The organism is Candidatus Pantoea soli, assembly GCF_007833795.1.
Classification (GTDB): domain Bacteria; phylum Pseudomonadota; class Gammaproteobacteria; order Enterobacterales; family Enterobacteriaceae; genus Pantoea; species Pantoea soli.
The window spans coordinates 2954967-2973744 of record NZ_CP032702.1 but is presented as its reverse complement, the minus strand read 5'-3'; the positions used below and the strand labels follow the sequence as shown (position 1 = coordinate 2973744).

16 protein-coding genes are annotated in these 18778 nt (G+C 60.1%); 12 read left to right on the top strand and 4 right to left on the bottom strand.

Features of this window, described 5'->3' with window-relative positions:
* The first annotated feature begins 1 nt into the window (after position 1).
* The 3 genes from D8B20_RS13855 (at position 2) to lplT (ending at position 4840) form a co-directional block, all read left to right on the top strand.
* Positions 2 to 1423 (top strand): efflux transporter outer membrane subunit, encoded by a 1422-nt coding sequence (locus D8B20_RS13855; RefSeq protein ID WP_145889400.1) that lies wholly within the window; start codon positions 2 to 4, stop codon positions 1421 to 1423.
* 73 nt (positions 1424 to 1496) lie between these two features.
* A complete protein-coding gene (gene aas / locus D8B20_RS13850) occupies positions 1497 to 3647 on the top strand; it encodes a bifunctional acyl-ACP--phospholipid O-acyltransferase/long-chain-fatty-acid--ACP ligase (RefSeq protein WP_145889399.1) in 2151 nt (716 codons plus the stop codon).
* Positions 3644 to 4840 (top strand): lysophospholipid transporter LplT, encoded by a 1197-nt coding sequence (lplT, locus tag D8B20_RS13845; protein ID WP_145889398.1) that lies wholly within the window; start codon positions 3644 to 3646, stop codon positions 4838 to 4840. Before aas ends, lplT begins: the two co-directional genes overlap by 4 nt.
* Before the next feature lie 88 nt (positions 4841 to 4928).
* On the opposite strand, the gene D8B20_RS13840 is transcribed toward lplT, so the two are convergent.
* The 4 genes from D8B20_RS13840 to mutH all read right to left on the bottom strand — a co-directional run bounded on the left by D8B20_RS13840 (position 4929) and on the right by mutH (position 8076).
* The gene (locus D8B20_RS13840) at positions 4929 to 5969 is read right to left on the bottom strand and encodes an NADP(H)-dependent aldo-keto reductase (protein WP_145889397.1); all 1041 of its coding nucleotides are present in this window, start codon (positions 5967 to 5969) and stop codon (positions 4929 to 4931) included.
* Between the two features lie 143 nt (positions 5970 to 6112).
* The gene (locus D8B20_RS13835; protein ID WP_145889396.1) at positions 6113 to 6331 is read right to left on the bottom strand and encodes a YgdI/YgdR family lipoprotein; all 219 of its coding nucleotides are present in this window, start codon (positions 6329 to 6331) and stop codon (positions 6113 to 6115) included.
* Positions 6332 to 6447: 116 nt separating this feature from the next.
* Positions 6448 to 7158, bottom strand: a complete 711-nt coding sequence (locus D8B20_RS13830) for a TerC family protein (RefSeq protein WP_145889395.1) — start codon at positions 7156 to 7158, stop codon at positions 6448 to 6450.
* Positions 7159 to 7389: 231 nt separating this feature from the next.
* A complete protein-coding gene (mutH, locus tag D8B20_RS13825; RefSeq protein WP_145889394.1) occupies positions 7390 to 8076 on the bottom strand; it encodes a DNA mismatch repair endonuclease MutH in 687 nt (228 codons plus the stop codon).
* 684 nt (positions 8077 to 8760) lie between these two features.
* Here mutH and rppH point away from each other — a divergent pair.
* The 9 genes from rppH to recC all read left to right on the top strand — a co-directional run bounded on the left by rppH (position 8761) and on the right by recC (position 18709).
* Positions 8761 to 9291, top strand: a complete 531-nt coding sequence (rppH, locus tag D8B20_RS13815; RefSeq protein ID WP_010616951.1) for an RNA pyrophosphohydrolase — start codon at positions 8761 to 8763, stop codon at positions 9289 to 9291.
* Between the two features lie 12 nt (positions 9292 to 9303).
* Positions 9304 to 11550, top strand: coding sequence for a phosphoenolpyruvate--protein phosphotransferase (gene ptsP / locus D8B20_RS13810; RefSeq protein WP_145889393.1), 2247 nt, complete (start codon positions 9304 to 9306; stop codon positions 11548 to 11550).
* A 113-nt stretch (positions 11551 to 11663) separates the two neighbouring features.
* On the top strand, positions 11664 to 12545 hold the full coding sequence (lgt, locus tag D8B20_RS13805; protein WP_145889392.1) for a prolipoprotein diacylglyceryl transferase: 882 nt from the start codon (positions 11664 to 11666) through the stop codon (positions 12543 to 12545).
* Positions 12542 to 13336, top strand: coding sequence for a thymidylate synthase (thyA, locus tag D8B20_RS13800; RefSeq protein ID WP_145889391.1), 795 nt, complete (start codon positions 12542 to 12544; stop codon positions 13334 to 13336). The genes lgt and thyA overlap by 4 nt, the downstream gene beginning before the upstream one ends.
* Before the next feature lie 211 nt (positions 13337 to 13547).
* Complete coding sequence (locus D8B20_RS13795; RefSeq protein ID WP_145889390.1) at positions 13548 to 14018, top strand: prepilin-type N-terminal cleavage/methylation domain-containing protein; 471 nt, start codon at positions 13548 to 13550, stop codon at positions 14016 to 14018.
* Entirely contained in the window at positions 14009 to 14548 is a 540-nt protein-coding gene (locus D8B20_RS13790; RefSeq protein ID WP_145889389.1) for a prepilin peptidase-dependent protein, read from the top strand. Before D8B20_RS13795 ends, D8B20_RS13790 begins: the two co-directional genes overlap by 10 nt.
* Positions 14545 to 14970 carry a DUF2509 family protein gene (locus D8B20_RS13785; RefSeq protein ID WP_145889388.1) on the top strand — a complete coding sequence of 142 codons (426 nt, stop codon included), beginning with the start codon at positions 14545 to 14547 and terminating at the stop codon, positions 14968 to 14970. Before D8B20_RS13790 ends, D8B20_RS13785 begins: the two co-directional genes overlap by 4 nt.
* Complete coding sequence (locus D8B20_RS13780) at positions 14954 to 15244, top strand: prepilin-type N-terminal cleavage/methylation domain-containing protein (protein WP_315901043.1); 291 nt, start codon at positions 14954 to 14956, stop codon at positions 15242 to 15244. The genes D8B20_RS13785 and D8B20_RS13780 overlap by 17 nt, the downstream gene beginning before the upstream one ends.
* 81 nt (positions 15245 to 15325) lie before the next feature.
* Positions 15326 to 18709, top strand: a complete 3384-nt coding sequence (gene recC, locus D8B20_RS13775) for an exodeoxyribonuclease V subunit gamma (RefSeq protein ID WP_145889386.1) — start codon at positions 15326 to 15328, stop codon at positions 18707 to 18709.
* Positions 18710 to 18778: the final 69 nt, after the last annotated feature.

Sequence of the window (18778 nt, the reverse complement as noted above, 5' to 3'; positions counted from 1 at the left end):
AATGAAAACCCTGAAAAGCATCGGCGCACTGAGCGCCGCGCTGCTGCTGAGCGGCTGCATGGCCGGCCCGGATTATCAGCGCCCGACGCTGACGCTGCCAGCACACTATAAAGAAGCCCGTGGCTGGCAGCAGGCGACGCCGCAGGATGATCGCAGCAAAGGTGAATGGTGGCGGGTGTATCACGATGCCACGCTCTCTGCTCTGCTGCGTCAGGTCACGCTCTCTAACCAGAATGTGGCGAACTACGCGGCGCAGTATCGTGAAGCGCAGGCGCTGGTGGCGCAATCCCGCGCCGCCCTGTTTCCCTCGCTCAGCGCGGATGTCAGCGCGACGCGCAGCGGCAGCCGCGTCAGCACCACCGGCCAGCGCAGCGTCAGTCAAAGCGACAGCGCCGGGCTGAGCGCCAGCTGGGAGCCGGATTTGTGGGGGAAACTGCGCCGCACCGCACAGCAGAACCAGGCCAGCGCGCAGGCCAGCCGCGCGGAGCTGGCCAATATTACCCTCAGTGCGCAAGCCGCACTGGCGCAGGCGTACTTTCAGTTGCGGATCTTCGACGAAAAAATTGCCCTGTATCAGCGCAGCATCGCCGCGTATCAGCGCTATCTGAGGGTGATCGCTAACCAATATGCGGCCGGCAGCGAATCACGCGCAACCGTCGCGCAGGCGCAGATGCAGCTGGAGAGCGCACGCGCGTCGGCCGAAGATTATCAGTGGCAGCGCGCCCAGACGGAACACGCGATAGCGCTACTGCTGGGGCGTGCCCCGGCTGATTTCTCGCTGCCGGTGGCGCCGCTGCGCGCGACGCTGCCGGACCTGCCGGTTGGGCTGCCGGCAACCCTGCTGCAGCGCCGGCCGGATATCGCTTACGCCGAACGAAACGTAGCCGCCGCCAGCGCGGCGACGGGCGTGGCGCTGGCCGCGTATTATCCGGATATCACCCTCAGCGCCAGCGGCGGCGTCAGTGCCTCAGCCCTCAGCCAGCTGTTCTCTCTGCCCAGCCGGGTCTGGTCGCTGGGTCCGGCGCTGAGCGGCACGCTGCTGGATTTCGGCGCCACAGCGGCAAAAGTGACGCAGGCGCGCGCGGCGTATGACGCCAGCGTGGCCAGTTATCGCCAGACGGTGCTGACGGCGCTGGGCGAAGTCGAGGATGATCTGGCCGAGCTGAACACCCTGCAGGGCGAGATTGCCGCTCAGCAGCGCGCGGCCGCTGCCGCGCAGGCCTCCGCGCGCGTGACCCGCAATCAGTACGACGCCGGCATGATTGATTATCTGGATGTGGCAACCACGGAAAACAGCAGCCTGAGCGAGCAGCAGAGTTTGCTGTCGCTGCAGAGCACGCAATGGGTCAGCAGCGTGGCGCTGATTACCGCGCTGGGCGGCGGCTGGCAGGCGGAATCGGAGGACGCGAGCGGGCGGTTTTAGCCCGCCCCTCTTGTCGAACTCCGGCAGATGCTGCATGGTAAGAGCCATTTTTCGTGACTGCTAAGGAGCTGGCATGCTATTCACTTTTCTCCGCTTCCTCTGTCGCCTGCTGTGGCGCGTGGAGCTGCGCGGCGATCTCACTGCACTGCATAAAGAGAAGGTGCTGATTACGCCAAACCATATGTCTTTTCTGGATGGCGTACTGCTGGCGCTGTTTCTGCCGATCAAACCGGTGTTCGCGGTGTACTCCTCCATCAGCGAACAGTGGTTTATGCGCCTGCTGAAACCGGTGATCGATTTTGTGCCGCTCGACCCGACCCGGCCGCTCTCCATCAAGCACCTGGTGCGCCTGATTAACGAAGGCCGTCCGGTGGTGATCTTCCCGGAAGGACGCATTACCGTCACCGGATCGCTGATGAAAATTTACAGCGGGGCCGGCTTTGTGGCGGCGAAATCCGGTGCCACCGTTGTGCCGATGCGCATTGAAGGTGCGGAATATACGCCGTTCGGACGACTGGCGGGCGTGTTTAAACGCCGGCTGTTTCCGCGCATCACCCTGAGCGTGTTACCGCCCACCTTTATTCCGATGCCTGAGGCAAAACGCGCCCGTGAGCGGCGCGTGCTGGCTGGCGAGCACTTACATCACATCATGATGGAAGCGCGCATGGCGGTGCGCCCGCGTGAAACGCTGTATGAAGCGTTTCTGCAGGCGCGACACCGTTACGGACTGACCAAACGCTGTATCGAAGATGTTAACTTCAGGCCGGACAGCTATACCGGCCTGCTGAAGAAAGCGCTGGGCGTTGGACGCATTCTGGAGCGCTACAGCCAGCCGGGTGAGTACGTTGGCCTGCTGCTGCCGAACGCCACCGTTACCGCGGCGGCGATTCTGGGGGCTTCGCTACGCGGGCGCGTCCCGGCGATGCTCAACTACACGGCGGGCGTAAACGGCATGCGGGCAGCGCTGACCGCTTCTCAGGTGAAGACCGTGTTTACCTCGCGGCAGTTCCTGGAAAAAGGCAACCTGTGGCATCTGCCGCAGGGGCTGAGCGACGTGCAGTGGATCTATCTGGAAGACCTGAAGGATACCGTGACGCTGCAGGATAAGATGTGGATCCTGGCGCACCTGCTGATGCCGCGCCGTGCGCAGGTGCCGCAGAAGCCGGAAGACGCGGCGATGGTGCTGTTTACCTCCGGCTCCGAAGGCAATCCCAAAGGTGTGGTGCATTCGCACAAAAGCCTGCTGGGTAACGTTGAGCAGATCCGCACCGTGGCCGACTTCACCCCGCGCGACCGCTTTATGTCAGCCCTGCCGCTGTTTCACGCCTTTGGTCTGACGGTGGGACTGTTTACCCCGCTGCTGACCGGGGCCGAAGTCTTTCTCTATCCCAGCCCGCTGCATTACCGCATCGTGCCGGAGCTGGTCTATGACCGTAACTGTACCGTGCTGTTTGGCACCTCGACCTTCCTTGGCAACTATGCACGCTTTGCCAGCCCGTACGACTTTGCGCGGCTGCGCTATGTGGTGGCCGGCGCGGAGAAGCTGCAGGAAGGCACCCGACAGATCTACATGGAAAAATATGGTATCCGCATTCTTGAAGGCTACGGCGTGACGGAATGTGCGCCGGTGGTGGCGATCAACGTGCCGATGGCGGCGAGGCCACACACCGTGGGCCGCATTCTGCCCGGCATGGATTCGCGGCTTATCGCGGTGCCGGGGATTGAGCAGGGCGGTCGCCTGCAGTTGCGCGGGCCGAATATCATGAAGGGCTATCTGCGGGTGGAAAACCCTGGCGTGCTTGAGCCGCCCGCGGCGGATAACGGGGAAGGGGTGCCGGAAGCGGGCTGGTACGATACCGGCGATATTGTCAGCTTTGACGACGGTGGTTTCTGCCAGATTCAGGGGCGGGCCAAACGCTTTGCCAAAATTGCCGGTGAAATGGTATCGCTGGAGAGCGTGGAGCAGATTGCCCTGAAAGCCGCCCCCGATAAGCAGCACGCGGCTTCGCTGCGTCCGGATGGCAATCGCGGAGAAGCGCTGGTGCTGTTCACCACCGACAGCGAACTGCGTCGCGACCAGCTGCAGAAGGCTGCGCGTGAGATTGGTGCGCCGGAACTGGCGGTGCCGCGTGACATCCGCTATCTGAAAGAGCTGCCGCTGCTGGGCAGCGGCAAACCGGATTACGTCAGTCTGAAGCAGCTGGCTGAAGAGGAGCGGACATGAGTCAGTCGGCGAATGCGGATGTTCCACTGCTGTCACGCAGTATGCTGGCGGTCATCGTGGCGCAGTTTTTTTCAGCCTTTGGTGATAACGCGCTGTTGTTTGCCACGCTGGCGGTGCTGAAAAATCTGGCCTATCCCGACTGGAGCCAGCCGGTACTGCAGATGCTGTTTGTGGCCACTTACATTCTGCTGGCACCTTTTGTCGGGCAGATGGCGGATAGCTTTGCCAAAGGCCGGGTCATGCTGTTTGCGAACAGCCTGAAGCTGCTGGGGGCGCTGCTGATCTGCTTTGGCTTTAACCCGTTTCTCGGCTATACGCTGGTAGGCGTGGGCGCAGCGGCTTACTCTCCGGCCAAATATGGCATCCTGACCGAAATCACCCGCGGACCGCGGCTGGTAAAAGCCAACGGCCTGATGGAGTCATCTACCATCGCGGCGATCCTGCTCGGTTCGGTCGCAGGCGGGGTACTGGCGGACTGGCACCTGCTGGCGGCGCTGATAGTGTGTGCGCTTACTTACGCGCTGGCGGTTGCGGCGAATATGCTTATCCCCCGTCTGCAGCCAGCCCGGCCGGGCCAGAGCTGGCACGTCGCCACGCTGCTGCGCGGTTTTATCGCTTCGGTTCTGCTGCTGTGGCGCAACGGTGAGACGCGCTTTTCGCTGCTCGGTACCAGTTTGTTCTGGGGCGCAGGCGTGACCCTGCGCTTCCTGCTGGTGCTGTGGGTGCCGGTGGCGCTGGGCATCACGGATAACCGCACGCCCACCACGCTGAATGCGATGGTGGCGATTGGCATCGTGGTGGGTGCCGCCGCGGCGGCCAGGCTGGTGACGCTGGAAACGGTGCGGCGCTGCATGCCCGCGGGGGTTCTGATTGGGGTGATGGTGGTGGTGTTCTCGCTGCAGCACAGCCTGCTGAATGCCTATCTGCTGCTGATGCTGATCGGCGCGCTGGGGGGCTTCTTTGTGGTGCCGCTGAACGCCCTGTTGCAGGCGCGCGGAAAAGACACAGTCGGTTCCGGTAACGCGATAGCGGTGCAAAACCTCGGAGAAAACAGCGCGATGCTGCTGATGCTGGGGCTGTATACGCTGGCGATCAGGCTGGGCGCACCGGCGGTGATGACCGGCATTGGCTTCGGCGGCTTATTCGCTGTCGCCATCGCGGTGCTGTGGTGGAAAGTGCGCCGTCAGGCTTAACCGGCAGCTGGCTGCGGTGCGGGAAGCGCATTCCCGCACTGCAGAACAGGCGCACGGCGTGATGGCCGCTGCGCCTCACCACGCAGCGTTACGGCGCCGGATAGGTATACTGGCGGTGGATCGCTTCCAGTTCTTCCAGGACGTCCGCGTTCAGCGTCAGATTGAAACTCTCTACGTTCACCTTCAGCTGTTCCAGCGTTGTGGCACCCAGCAGCGTGCTGGCCACAAACGGCTGCTGGCGCACGTAGGCCAGCGCCATCTGTGACGGATCCAGCTGATGTTTCTTCGCCAGCGCAACGTAGGCGGCAATCGCCTGCTGTGACTGCTCACCGCTGTAGCGGGTAAAGCGGCTGAACAGCGTATTACGCGCACCGGCTGGCTTCGCGCCGTTCAGGTATTTGCCGCTCAGCGTGCCAAATGCCAGGCTGGAATACGCCAGCAGCTCCACGCCTTCATGCTGGCTGATCTCTGCCAGGCCTACCTCAAAGCTGCGGTTCAGCAGGCTGTAAGGGTTCTGGATGGTGACGATACGCGGCAGCTCGTGCTTTTCTGCCAGCTGCAGGTAGCGCATGACGCCCCAGGCGGTTTCGTTAGAGACGCCGATGTAACGGATTTTACCGGCGCGCACCTGCTCAGTAAGCGCTTCCAGCGTCTCCAGCAGCGTAACGGTGGCAGTGGTTTCGCTGTACTGGTAGCCCAGCTTGCCGAAGTAGTTGGTCTGACGCTGCGGCCAGTGCAGCTGATAGAGATCGAGATAATCCGTGTTCAGGCGCTTCAGGCTGGCATCCAGCGCTTCACGAATGTTTTTGCGATCCAGCGCCTGATGCGGGCGGATCAGCGCATCGGTGCCGCGAACCGGCCCCGCGACCTTGCTGGCCAGAATGATTTTGTCGCGGCTGCCGCGCTTCTTCAGCCAGCTGCCAATGTATTTTTCCGTCAGCCCCTGGGTTTCCGGACGCGGCGGTACCGGATACATCTCTGCGGTATCAATCAGGTTAATGCCCTGGCTAACGGCGTAATCGAGTTGCTCGTGGGCGTCGGCTTCGCTGTTTTGCTCACCAAACGTCATAGTGCCCAGCCCCAGCTGACTTACTTCCAGCGTGCTGTGGGGGATACGGTGATAATGCATAGCCGGCTTCCTTTTTTCATTATGAAAGGGAATGTTATGTTCTCAGGGACTATAGCCTGTGAAGTGGCGCAGAAGGAAGGGGGGAAAGTTCGGGAAATCGCCTGCACAGGGGGAATCGGCGTGCAGGCAGAAGAATGTGGCACTTAACGTTCAATGATGGTTGAAACCTCATCACCATTGATCTGCATAACGTGGCCCTGCTCGTCGGTGTACTCTACCAGACCGGTTTCTTTATCAATCGACGGTTTGCCGTCGGTCATGATCATACGCCCGTCTTTGGTCGCCATCACGTAATCACTGCTACAACCACTTAACGCTAATGCTGCCAGCATCAGGCCCACTGCGCTCACTAACCCTTTCATTCTCAGCTCCCTCAAGCCACTTCAACAGCAAAAGTGTAGTAATAAATGCTTTTGCCGGGCGCCGTAATCGCATCATTCCTAAAATAAAGGGCGAGACACGCTCGCCCTTGACAAACTCAGGCCTTGTTTTTCCTGCGGCGCATCAGGTTCAGCGCTTCTACTGCCATGGAGAAGAACATCGCAAAATAAATGTAACCTTTTGGTACATGCACGCCGAAACTCTCCAGAATCAGGGTAAAGCCCACCAGAATCAGGAAAGCCAGCGCCAGCATTTTGACCGACGGATGACGTTCGACAAACTCACCGATGGCACGGGCGGCAAACATCATCATCAGCACCGCAATCACGACGGCGGCCATCATGATAAACAGGTGGTCGGACAGCCCCACGGCGGTAATCACCGAATCCAGACTGAAGATGATATCCAGCAGCATGATCTGCACGATGGCACCCATAAAGGAGTGCACGTTGGTTTTATGCTCCTCTTCACCGCCCTCGATGGTTTCATGGATCTCCATGCTGGATTTCCACAGCAGAAACAGGCCACCGCCCAGCAAAATCAGATCGCGCGCGGAAAACGGGTGATCCATGACGGAGAACAGCGGCTCGGTCAGCCTGACTACCCAGGCAATCGACGCCAGCAGCGCCAGACGCATCAGCATGGCACCCATCAGGCCGAGACGGCGTGCGCTGTTTTGCTGATGGCTGGGGAGTTTTGCCACCACCAGCGAGAGGAAGATAATGTTATCGATGCCCAGTACCACTTCGAGAATGGTCAATGTTCCCAGCGCCAGCCAGGCATTGGGATCAGCAATCCAGTCAAACATGAATCATTCAATCCTAAACGAAAAGTAAACGGGAATTATACACGGCGCCGGACGACTCGCCTAAAGCTTAACGGCAATCCGCCGCGCTTTGTTTTCAGCGAGCGGCTGAGGCGTGAAAGGGCGCGACGCGGCGGCACCAGACAGCCGTAAACAGGCAACGGCGAGCGCGGGGGGCGGGCAGACAACGGCGCAGGATGCAGGCAACGCGCGCTGTGCGGCCCGCACAGCGCTTTACAGCAGGAAATGGCGTGCCAGCAGCCGCCCGGTAAAGGTTTTTTTGAGATAAAAGCCGCGCGGCAGCGTCAGGATCGGTTCGCCGTACTCGCCGGTGGCTTCGGTCAGGGCTTTGCTGTTCGCGGCTTTGGGCCGAAGTTGCAGCCAGGCACCGTGACGCGCCGTAATCCGTTCAACCTGCCCCAGCACAATCATATCCATCAGCTCTTCCCAGTCCTCGCGCAGCTGCCGCTCCTCCTCTTCATCAGGTTGCCACAGCAGCGGGGTCCCTACACGTCGCGCGGCGAGCGGAATGGCCCGGTCGCCCTCCACGGGTATCCACAGCACCCGTGACAGTTTGTGGCGCACATGGCTGCTCTGCCAGGTGACGCCGCTGTTGCCGGTCAGCGGGGCGACGCAAACAAAGGTGGTCTCCAGCGGCTTGCCCTGCGCATCCACCGGAATCGTCTTCAGTTCAATGCCAAGATGGGCAAAATCCTGTTCTGCTTTACTGCCCGCACTGGCTCCCAGATGTCGCTCCAGCAGTGTACCCACCCAGCCTTTATCCCGTTTCAAATCTGCCGGGACGGCCAGACCAATCTGTGCGGCCAGCGCGGCAAAGCTCTGGCCCGCCAGCTGATGTGCGCGCTGTAATAATTCTGCTTCGCTCTGCGGCAGCGAGGGCAGGGACGCCGGGGAATGCATACGGTTTCTCGGTTTGATTAAATTTTGTACAAAGCGATCGCGCGTGGGTTACGCACATCACGCTGCGATGAATAAACGTGATAATAGCATGATTCAGCATAGGTTTTTATGACGATTAGCCACAGCAATGCAGTGCTATGGCCAGGTTATCCCGGTTTGTTATCGACAATGAACAGGATCTTAAACCCGGTTATCCACAGAAAAATGGGATAACCCCGTCTTTTGCTCACCCCTGTTTCCATTTACAGCCTTGACTTTGGCGATTTGCGCGCTTTTTTCCCGGGTTCTGACCAGGATTAGGACATTCTCTGTGGATAAAAAGCGCGGTGGTGGATCTTTGAGCAGCGAAAGGCACACGGCGCGTAATGGGCAAAGATCCTGCGAAACTATCCTCTATATAAATAACCTATCACTATGATAAATAGCATTTTTAATGCTATGCTGTGCGCTTCCGCTGAGATTTTTCTTAATCGGTTATTCAGCTAATTCCCGTGTTCTGCACAAAGCTATCCACAGAAAAGGTGAATAAGATCGATCAAAAAAGGGTGGTGCTGTTCATAACTTGGGTTAACTCTGTGGGTTATCCCCTTTTTATTCGTCCGCTACCCCGGTTATCCAGTGGTTTACCGCCTGTAAGGAGTGTGAAACAATCAGGCTATTCAAATTAAGCTTTGAGGTAGTCCAGTGATCGATGATGATGGCTACCGCCCGAATGTTGGTATCGTAATCTGTAACAGGCAGGGACAAGTGTTATGGGCCAGGCGCTTTGGACAGCACTCCTGGCAGTTTCCTCAGGGAGGCATCAATCCGGGTGAAACCGCTGAACAGGCGATGTATCGCGAACTGTTCGAAGAAGTGGGTTTACACCGCAAAGATGTTCGAATACTTGCTTCAACCCGTAACTGGTTACGTTACAAGTTGCCAAAACGTTTGGTGCGTTGGGACACAAAGCCGGTGTGTATCGGCCAGAAACAAAAGTGGTTTCTTCTGCAGTTGATGTGTAATGACGCGGATATTAATGTTCAGCACAGCAGCACGCCGGAGTTTGATGGCTGGCGCTGGGTGAGCTTCTGGTATCCGGTACGTCAGGTTGTCTCTTTCAAGCGCGATGTTTATCGTCGCGTGATGAAAGAATTCGCTGGCGTGGTGATGTCTATGCAGGAGAGTGCGGGGCAGCGCAATAACAACGCCGCCCATCGACGTAAAAGAGGATAGGCCACGCCCTTTATGCTCACTCAGTTGCGCGAAATAGTAGAGAAGGTGGCGAGTGCACCGCGTCTGAATGAAGCGCTCGACATTCTGGTCAACGAAATTTGCCTGGCGATGGAAACCGAGGTCTGCTCGGTTTACCTCGCCGATCACGATCGTCGTTGCTACTACCTGATGGCGACGCGCGGGCTGAAAAAGCCGCGCGGCCGCACCGTCACACTGGCGTTTGACGAAGGTATCGTCGGGCTGGTGGGCCGCCTCGCCGAGCCCATCAACCTTGCCGATGCGCAGAGTCACCCCAGCTTTAAATACATCCCCTCCGTAAAAGAAGAGCGCTATCGCTCTTTCCTCGGCGTGCCGATCATCAGCCGTCGTCAGCTGCTTGGCGTGCTGGTGGTACAGCAGCGCGAACATCGTCAGTTCGACGAAAGCGAAGAGTCATTTCTGGTAACGCTCGCCACGCAGATGGCGGCGCTGCTGTCGCAGTCACAGCTCGGACAGCTGTTCGGGCAGTTCCGCCAGACGCGGGTGAAAGCGATTGCTGCTGCGCCGGGCGTGGCGGTTGCGCCGGGCTGGGTAGACGAAACCCAGCCGCTGCTGGACCAGGTTTCCGCCGCCTCTACGCTGGACACGCAGCGTGAGCGGGAGCGCCTGATTGTAGCGATGGGCGAAGCCAGCAACGAGTTTCGCCGCTTCAGTAAACGCTTTGCGGCCAGCGTGCAGAAAGAGAGCGCGGCGATCTTCGATCTTTACTCCCACCTGTTAACCGATGCGCGGCTGAAAAAAGATCTGTTTGCAGAGATCGAGCGCGGATCGGTGGCGGAGTGGGCGGTGAAAACGGTGATCGAGAAGTTCGCCGCCCAGTTTGCCAGCCTGCAGGATCACTACCTGCGTGAGCGGGCGGGCGATTTGCGCGTACTTGGCCAGCGCCTGCTGTTCCATCTTGATGACACGCTGGTCGGGACCAACGCCTGGCCGGAGCGCTTTGTGCTGGTGGCGGATGAACTGACGGCCACTACGCTGGCGGAACTGCCGCATGAGCGGCTGGCAGGCGTGGTGGTGCGCGATGGCGCGGCCAATTCGCACGCGGCGATCCTGACGCGCGCCATGGGCATTCCTACCGTGATGGGCGCCGATATTCTGCCGCCGCAGCTGAACAAACGTCTGCTGATCGTTGATGGTTACCGCGGTGAAGTGTTGATCGACCCGGAGCCGGTGCTGGTCCAGGAGTATCAGCGGCTGATCAGCGAAGAGAATGCGCTGAGCAAAATGGCCGAAGGCGTGGTTGATCAGCCCGGCGAGCTGAAAAGCGGCGAGCGGGTGCAGGTAATGCTGAACGCGGGTCTCAGCCCGGAGCACGAACAGGCGCTGGACAACTGGGTTGACGGCATCGGTCTGTACCGCACGGAAATCCCGTTTATGCTGCAAAACGGCTTCCCTTCTGAAGAGGAGCAGGTGGCGCAGTATCAGGGCATGCTGCAGCTGTTTTACAACAAGCCGGTTACGCTGCGCACCCTTGACGTGGGGGCTGACAAACAGCTGCCGTATATGCCGATCAGCGAAGAGAATCCCTGCCTTGGCTGGCGCGGCATTCGCCTGACGCTTGACCAGCCGGAGATCTTTCTGGTGCAGGTGCGCGCCATGCTGCGTGCCAATGCGGCATCCGGTAACTTAAGTATCCTGCTGCCGATGATCAGCCACATTGATGAGATCGACGATGCGCGTCGCCTGATCGATCGTGCCGGACGTGAAGTGGAAGAGATGCTCGGCTATGCGATCCCGAAACCGCGCATCGGTATCATGATTGAAGTGCCGTCCATGCTGTTTCTGATCCCGCACCTGGCGGATCGCGTCGATTTCATCTCGGTCGGCACCAACGATCTGACGCAATATCTGCTGGCGGTGGATCGCAACAATACGCGGGTGGCTAACCTCTACGATCCGCTGCATCCGGCCATGCTGCGCGCGCTGCAGACCATCGCACATGAAGCCCGTGAAGCCAAACTTCAGCTCTGCCTGTGTGGTGAAATGGCGGGCGATCCCATGTGCGTCGCGCTGCTGGTCGGGCTGGGCTATCACCACCTGAGCATGAACGGCAAAAATATTCCGCGCGTGAAATACCTGCTGCGGCACCTCGATCACGAAGAGACGCAGAAGCTAAGCCAGCAGGGCATTGCGGCGCACACCGCTTCGGAAGTCCGCCATCTGGTGGCGACCTTTATGGAACGACGCGGGCTGGGTGGACTGATTCGCGGCGGACGATAACGGTTTACATTTCTGCGGAAATTGTGAAATGCGGCTGTGCTATCATGCGCAGCCTTTTCTTGTATGGCCCTTTAGCCACGCCCGGTTGCGGGCAAAAAAATCGATGGTGAAAGATGACTAACGGCTACATTTCGTTCCCTCAATTCGATCCGGTGATTTTCTCTGTCGGACCGGTTTCGCTGCACTGGTACGGCCTGATGTATCTGGTCGGCTTTGTCTTTGCAATGTGGCTGGCCGTGCGCCGCGCCAACCAGCCCGGCAGCGGCTGGAAAAAAGAGGAAGTGGAAAACCTGCTGTATGCAGGCTTCCTCGGTGTTTTCCTCGGCGGACGCATCGGTTACGTGCTGTTCTATAACCTGCCGCTGTTCCTGGAGAATCCGCTCTATCTGTTCAAAGTGTGGGACGGCGGTATGTCCTTCCACGGCGGCCTGATTGGCGTGATTGTGGTGATGCTGATTTTTGCCCGCCGCACAAAACGCACCTTCTTCCAGGTGTCTGATTTCATTGCGCCACTGATTCCGTTTGGCCTCGGAGCCGGCCGTCTCGGCAACTTTATCAACGGCGAACTGTGGGGCCGCGTGGCACCGGATTTCAAATACGCCATGCTGTTCCCGGGATCGCGCAGCGAAGATATCGCGCTGGCAGCCAATAACCCGCAGTATCAGGCACTGCTGAATACTTACGGCGTTCTGCCACGTCATCCTTCGCAGCTGTATGAGCTGTGCCTGGAAGGTATTGTGCTGTTTATCATTCTCAATCTGTTTATTCGCAAGCCGCGTCCGATGGGCAGCGTGTCCGGTCTGTTCCTGATTGGCTATGGTGCGTTCCGTATTATCGTTGAATTCTTCCGCCAGCCCGATGCGCAGCTTGGACTGTTTGAGGGCGGCATCAGCATGGGGCAGATTCTGTCGATTCCGATGATTCTGGCCGGTGTCATCATGATGGTCTGGGCGTATCGTCGTCGCCCGCAGCCGCAAACGCGAGAGGTAAAATGAAACAGTATCTGGAACTGATGCAACATGTGCTGAATGAAGGCGCAGAAAAGGCCGACCGTACCGGTACCGGCACACGCTCCATCTTTGGCCACCAGATGCGTTTCAATCTGCAGGACGGTTTTCCCCTGGTTACCACCAAGAAGGTGCACCTGCGCTCTATCATTCATGAGCTGCTGTGGTTCCTGAAAGGGGAAACCAACATCCGTTATCTGACAGAGAACAAAGTCACCATCTGGGATGAGTGGGCGGATGAAAACGGCGACCTCGGCCCGGTGTATGGCAGGCAGTGGCGCAGCTGGGGCACCGCCTCTGGCGAGCAAATTGATCAGATCAGCAGGGTGATTGAGCAGCTGAAACGCGATCCCGATTCACGCCGTATTATTGTTTCAGCGTGGAACGTCGGTGAGCTGGACCAGATGGCGCTGGCACCGTGCCACGCGTTCTTCCAGTTCTATGTCGCAAACGGCAGACTCTCCTGCCAGCTCTATCAGCGCTCGTGCGATATTTTCCTCGGCCTGCCGTTCAATATCGCCAGCTATGCGCTGCTGGTGCATATGGTGGCGCAGCAGTGCGATCTGGAAGTCGGTGATTTTGTCTGGACCGGCGGCGATACGCACCTGTACAGCAACCATCTGGAACAGGCGCGTCTGCAGTTAACGCGCGAACCGCGCCCGCTGCCAAAGCTGGTGATCAAACGTAAGCCGGACTCTATCTTTGACTACCGGTTCGAAGATTTTGAGATTGAAGGTTACGATCCGCATCCGGCGATCAAAGCACCTGTCGCGGTATAACCTCCCGCCGGCATCCCGGCCCTGTGCGCTGCACAGGGCTTTTTTTTGCCTGACGCCGGCGCACGACGGCGTCATCCTCCGGCTGTTTTCCTGACGCCTGCTCGCAAAAAAATGTCGCTGCCTGTATCACGGTAAATAGCGCTGCGGGCTGCGTTCCAGACGGGTGTCACGAGACTTGTCACCGGCCCGCACCCGGCGCACAGTGCGCCTCATGAACAGACAATTACACCAGGGTTTTACCCTGCCGGAACTGCTGCTGGTGATGGTGATTGCCGGCATCCTCAGCGTCGCCGCGCTGCAGGGCTGGCAACGCTGGCAGCAGCATCAGCAGCTGCGTGATAGCGTCGTGCAGCTGCAGGGATTTCTGCTGCGTCTGCGCGCGCAGGCCAGCGGGCTCAATCGCGATATCCGCCTGTGGTGGCAGCCAGGTGAAAACGGCTGCCTCGGTGCTGGCAGCAGGCCGGCCGAAGGGTGTCAGCAGTCCGGCCGCTGGGTATATCAGCCGCCGCACGCCGGGGTACGGCTGGTGGCGCTGACGGGCGAGCCGGGCTTTTATGGCCGGCGCGATGTGGCGCGGCCTGGCAGTATCGATCTGGAAAACGCGGCCGGGCGCTGGCGGCTGATTATCTCTGCCCGGGCGCGGATTCGCGCCTGCCAGCCGGGAGAAAAAGGATGCGACTAACGCAGCGCGGCTTCAGCCTGCCGGAAATGCTGATTGCCATGGCAATCGGATCGGTACTGATGATCAGCGCCGGCCGTTTTCTGCCGCGCCTGCTGGCGCAAAACCTGCAGCTGCAGCAGCGGGTACAGCTGCAGCAGGAGCTTCAGCAAATTGCCGCAACGCTGGAAAAAGCGCTGCGCCGTGCGGGCTACTGCCACGGTACCTGCAGCGGCCCGCCGCTGCAGCTGGCGGCTGACGGCCAGTGCGTGCTGCTGCGCTGGGATGAAAACAGTAACGGACGCTGGGAAGGGCCGGGGCACAGTGAAAGCGATTTTTACGGTTACCGCCTGCGTAGCGGCCAGCTGGAGATGCAGCGTGGCGTGGATGAGTGCAGCAGCAGCGGCTGGGAACGGCTGACCGATCCGGCCTTCATCGTCATCGATCGTTTTCAGCTCCGCCGCCAGTCTCAACAGCTGGTGCTGCAGCTGACCGGTCATGCCGGCAGTCAGTTCGTGACGCTGACGCGCTGGATTGAGAGCGTGAACCTGTGAATCAGCAGGGCAACAGCGCACTGGGCATGGTGCTGATGGTGTTATTAGTGGGAAGCGTCACGCTGAACGCCACGCGCACCCAGCTGGGGCAGGGCATGCCGCTGCTGGCCGATGTCCGACAGCAGCAGCAGGATTACTGGCAGGCGCAGGCCGCCCTGCAGTGGGGCCTGCAGCAGAACTGGTCGCCGGGCGAAGGCTGGCGCTGCCAGACGGAGATGCAGCAGCAGTGGCAAAGCTGCCTGCTGCGTCAGGAGGAAGATCATGGACTGTTATCCGCTCGCCACGCCGGGCGCGCGCTGTGGCTGTTTCACTGGATTTCACTGCGCAACGCGGGCGTGCAGGCACAGGCGCATGGCTGGATCGACTACTGCCCGCTGCCGGAGGAAGCACTCTGTCCGCCGCAGGATGCAGCAGGGCTTTAGCCTGGCAGAAACGCTGGTGGCACTGCTGCTGCTGGCGCTGACTATCAGCAGCCTGCTGCAGTATCATCGCGCGCTGACGCTGGGATTCAGCCAGCAGTGGCAGCAGCATCAGGCCTGGCCGGTTGCTGCTCAGGCGCTGCTGGGACATGAAACCGAAGGCTGGCACGCCCGGCGTGAGGCGCAAACCTTGCCGGGTGGCTGCGTGCTGGAGCAGGTTACCGTAACCGGGCCGCATCAGCGTGAAGCAACGCTGGCGCGGCTCAATTGCCACTAAGGTGAGCGCAGCGATAGGCATCCCCGTCGTTTAAGGGTAGAGTGACTAGGCTGCACCGTTTTACCTTCCACAAGGAGTCTTATGTTCCGGGTTTACCACTCCAATCAGCTCGATCTGTTGAAAAATCTGGCAGGCATTCTGATTGAAAACCAGCCCCTTGACGATCCGCTCGCCGCGGAGCAGGTGCTGGTACAAAGCCCCGGAATGGCGCAATGGCTGCAAATGGAACTGGCGCACAGTTTTGGCATTGCCGCTAACATCGATTTTCCGCTGCCTGCGACCTTTATCTGGAGCATGTTCGTTAAAGTGCTGCCGGACATTCCGGAAGAGAGCGCTTTTACCAAAGCCAACATGAGCTGGAAACTGATGCACCGCCTGCCGGTTCTGCTGGAGCAGGAGGCATTTCAGCCGCTGCGGATCTACCTTCATGACGACGACGACAAGCGCAAGCTGTACCAGCTGAGCGCGCGCGTGGCTGACCTGTTTGATCAGTATCTGGTGTACCGGGCCGACTGGCTGAACAGCTGGGAGCGCGGTGAGCAGGTGGCCGGTCTGGGCGAGGCACAGCAGTGGCAGGCGGCGCTGTGGCGCGATCTGCTCAGCTTTACCGAAAGCCTCGGTCAGCCGATGTGGCACCGTGCTAACCTGTATGCGCGCTTTATTCAGGCGCTGGAACAGGCGCAAACGCCGCCGCCAGGGCTGCCGCAGCGCGTGTTTATCTGCGGCATCTCCGCGCTGCCGCCGGTCTACCTCCAGGCGCTGGAGGCGCTCGGTCGCCATATTGATATCCACCTGCTGTTCACCAATCCGTGTCGTCATTACTGGGGTGACATTCAGGATTATGCGTTCCTGGCAAAACTGCAAAGCCGCCAGCGACGTCGCCTGCACTCCGACGAGACGCAGCCGCTGTTTCGCGATCCCGACAGCGCACCCGGCTTATTCAACGACAGCGGTGAGCAGCAGCTGACCAACCCGCTGCTGGCGTCATGGGGCAAACTGGGGCGCGACAATCTCTATTTGCTCAGTCAGATGGAGTCGGCGTCCAATGACATTGATGCCTTCGTTGACGTGCCGCAGGATACGCTGCTGCACAGCCTGCAGGCTGATCTGCTGGAGCTGGAGGATCATGCGGTAATTGGCCTGCACGCCGGAGAGCTGGCCGACAGCCGTGCGAAACGGCAGCTTGCGCCCGACGATCGCTCGCTGGTGCTGCAGGTATGCCACAGTGCGCAGCGCGAGGTCGAAGTGCTGCAGGATCACCTGCTGGCGCTGATGGAAGCCGATCCGGCGCTGAAGCCGCGCGATATTATCGTGATGGTGGCCGATATCGACAGCTATGCCCCCTTTATTCAGGCGACGTTTGCCAGCGCACCGCCGGATCGCTATCTGCCGTTTGCCATCTCTGACCGGCGCGCCAGTCAGGCGCACCCGGCCATACTGGCGCTGCTGACCCTTCTGACGCTGCCGGAAAGCCGCTTTGCGTCTGAAGAGATCCTCGCCCTGCTGGAGGTGCCGGCGCTGGCGCAGCGGTTCTCGGTGGATGAGAGCGGCTTACGGCTGCTGCGCCGCTGGGTGATGGAGTCAGGTATCCGCTGGGGACTGGATGATGCCAGCGTAGAAGCGCTGGCGCTGCCGGTGACCGGCCAGCACACCTGGCGTTTTGGCCTGCAGCGTATGCTGCTGGGCTATGCGCTGGAGAGCCACAACGGAGACTGGCAGGGGATTCTGCCGTATGACGAATCCAGCGGTCTGATTGCGGAGCTGGCCGGGCATCTTGCTGATTTACTGGCGCGGCTGGATGCGTGGCGCACGCGGCTGGCGCAGGAGCGGCCGCTGGCGGAATGGCTGCCGCTGTGTCGGGAACTGATTGACAGCTTTTTCAGCGGTGACGCCGAAAGTGAAGCGGCGCTGTTACTGGTAGAAACCGAGTGGCAGCAAATTATCGCGCAGGGGATGCAGGCCGCGTATGCGCAGCCCATCCCGGTCACGCTGCTGCGCGATGAGCTGCGTTCACGTCTTGACCAGCAGCGCATCAGCCAGCGCTTCCTCGCCGGGCCGGTGAATTTCTGTACGCTGATGCCAATGCGTTCGATCCCCTTTAAAGTAGTGTGCCTGCTCGGCATGAACGACGGTGTCTATCCTCGCACCGTACCGCCGCTGGGGTTTGATCTGATGCAGCAGCAGACGCGCAAAGGCGATCGCAGCCGCCGTGACGACGATCGCTATCTGTTTCTGGAGGCGCTGATCTCCGCGCAGCATCAGCTGTATATCAGCTATATCGGGCGTGCAATTCAGGACAACACCGAGCGCTATCCATCCGTGCTGGTCAGCGAACTGCTGGATTATCTGAGCCAGAGTTTCTGTCTGCCGGGCGATGAAGGCTGTGAGCCGGATGTCAGTGCGCAGCGCGTGCGTGACCATCTGCAGACGCTGCACAGCCGCATGCCGTTTGCGGCCGAAAACTTTCGCCCCGGTGCACCGCGACAGAGCTTTGCCGCTGAGTGGCTGCCGGCCGCCAGCAACCGCGGCGTGGCGCAACCGGACTTTGTTCAGCCGCTGCCGGTGCAGCCGCTGACCACGCTCTCGCTGGAACAGCTGCTGCGTTTCTGGCGGCATCCGGTACGCGCCTGGTTCCAGCAGCGCCTCGGCGTGGCATTCTGGATGGAGGAGAGCGAACTGCCAGACAGCGAGCCCTTCGCACCGGACAGCCTGGAGCGCTATCAGATCAACGCGCAGCTGCTGAATACGCTGGTTAACGGTGAAGACCCGCAGCAGCTGTATGCGCGCCACCGGGCGGCAGGAAATCTGCCCTACGGCGCGTTCGGGGAACTTTTCTGGCAGAGCCAGACCGAAGAGATGCAGGAAGTGGCCGCTGAAGTCAGCGAGCAGCGTCTGCCGGCTGAAAACCTGGAAGTGAACCTGACGCTCGGCACGGTACAACTCACCGGCTGGCTGACGCAGGTGCAGGCAGACGGTCTGCTGCGCTGGCGTCCGGGCGTGCTGAACATCAATGACGGCCTGCTGCTGTGGCTGGAGCATCTGGTGTACTGCGCGCTGGGCGGCGAAGGCAGCAGCCGCATGTTTGGCCGTAAACAGAGCCGCTGGCGTTTCAGCGCGCTGCCTGCCGATCGCGCGCGCGCGCTGCTGACAGAGTACGTCACAGGCTGTGAGGCGGGGCTGGCGCAGCCGCTGATGCTGCTGAGCAAGTGCGGCGGCGCCTGGCTGGACGCCAGTTTTGATAAAAAGTCGCGGCAGCTGCTGGAGGATGACGCCACGCAGAAAAAGGCGCTGAACAAACTGCTGCAGGCGTGGCAGGGCGGCTATCAGGTTGAGGGTGAGGGCAGCGATCCTTACCTGCAGCGTTTATGCCGCACACTTGAAGACGAGGCGGTGCAGGCGATTGTTGCTGCTGCCCGCCAGTGGTATTTACCGGTGCGCCTCGCGCATCAGGATGATGATGAATAGCTCTCCGGCCACTGCCGTTCCGGCAGTTCAGCCGCATGATAACAAGACAGCGTTACCGTCGGGCGCACA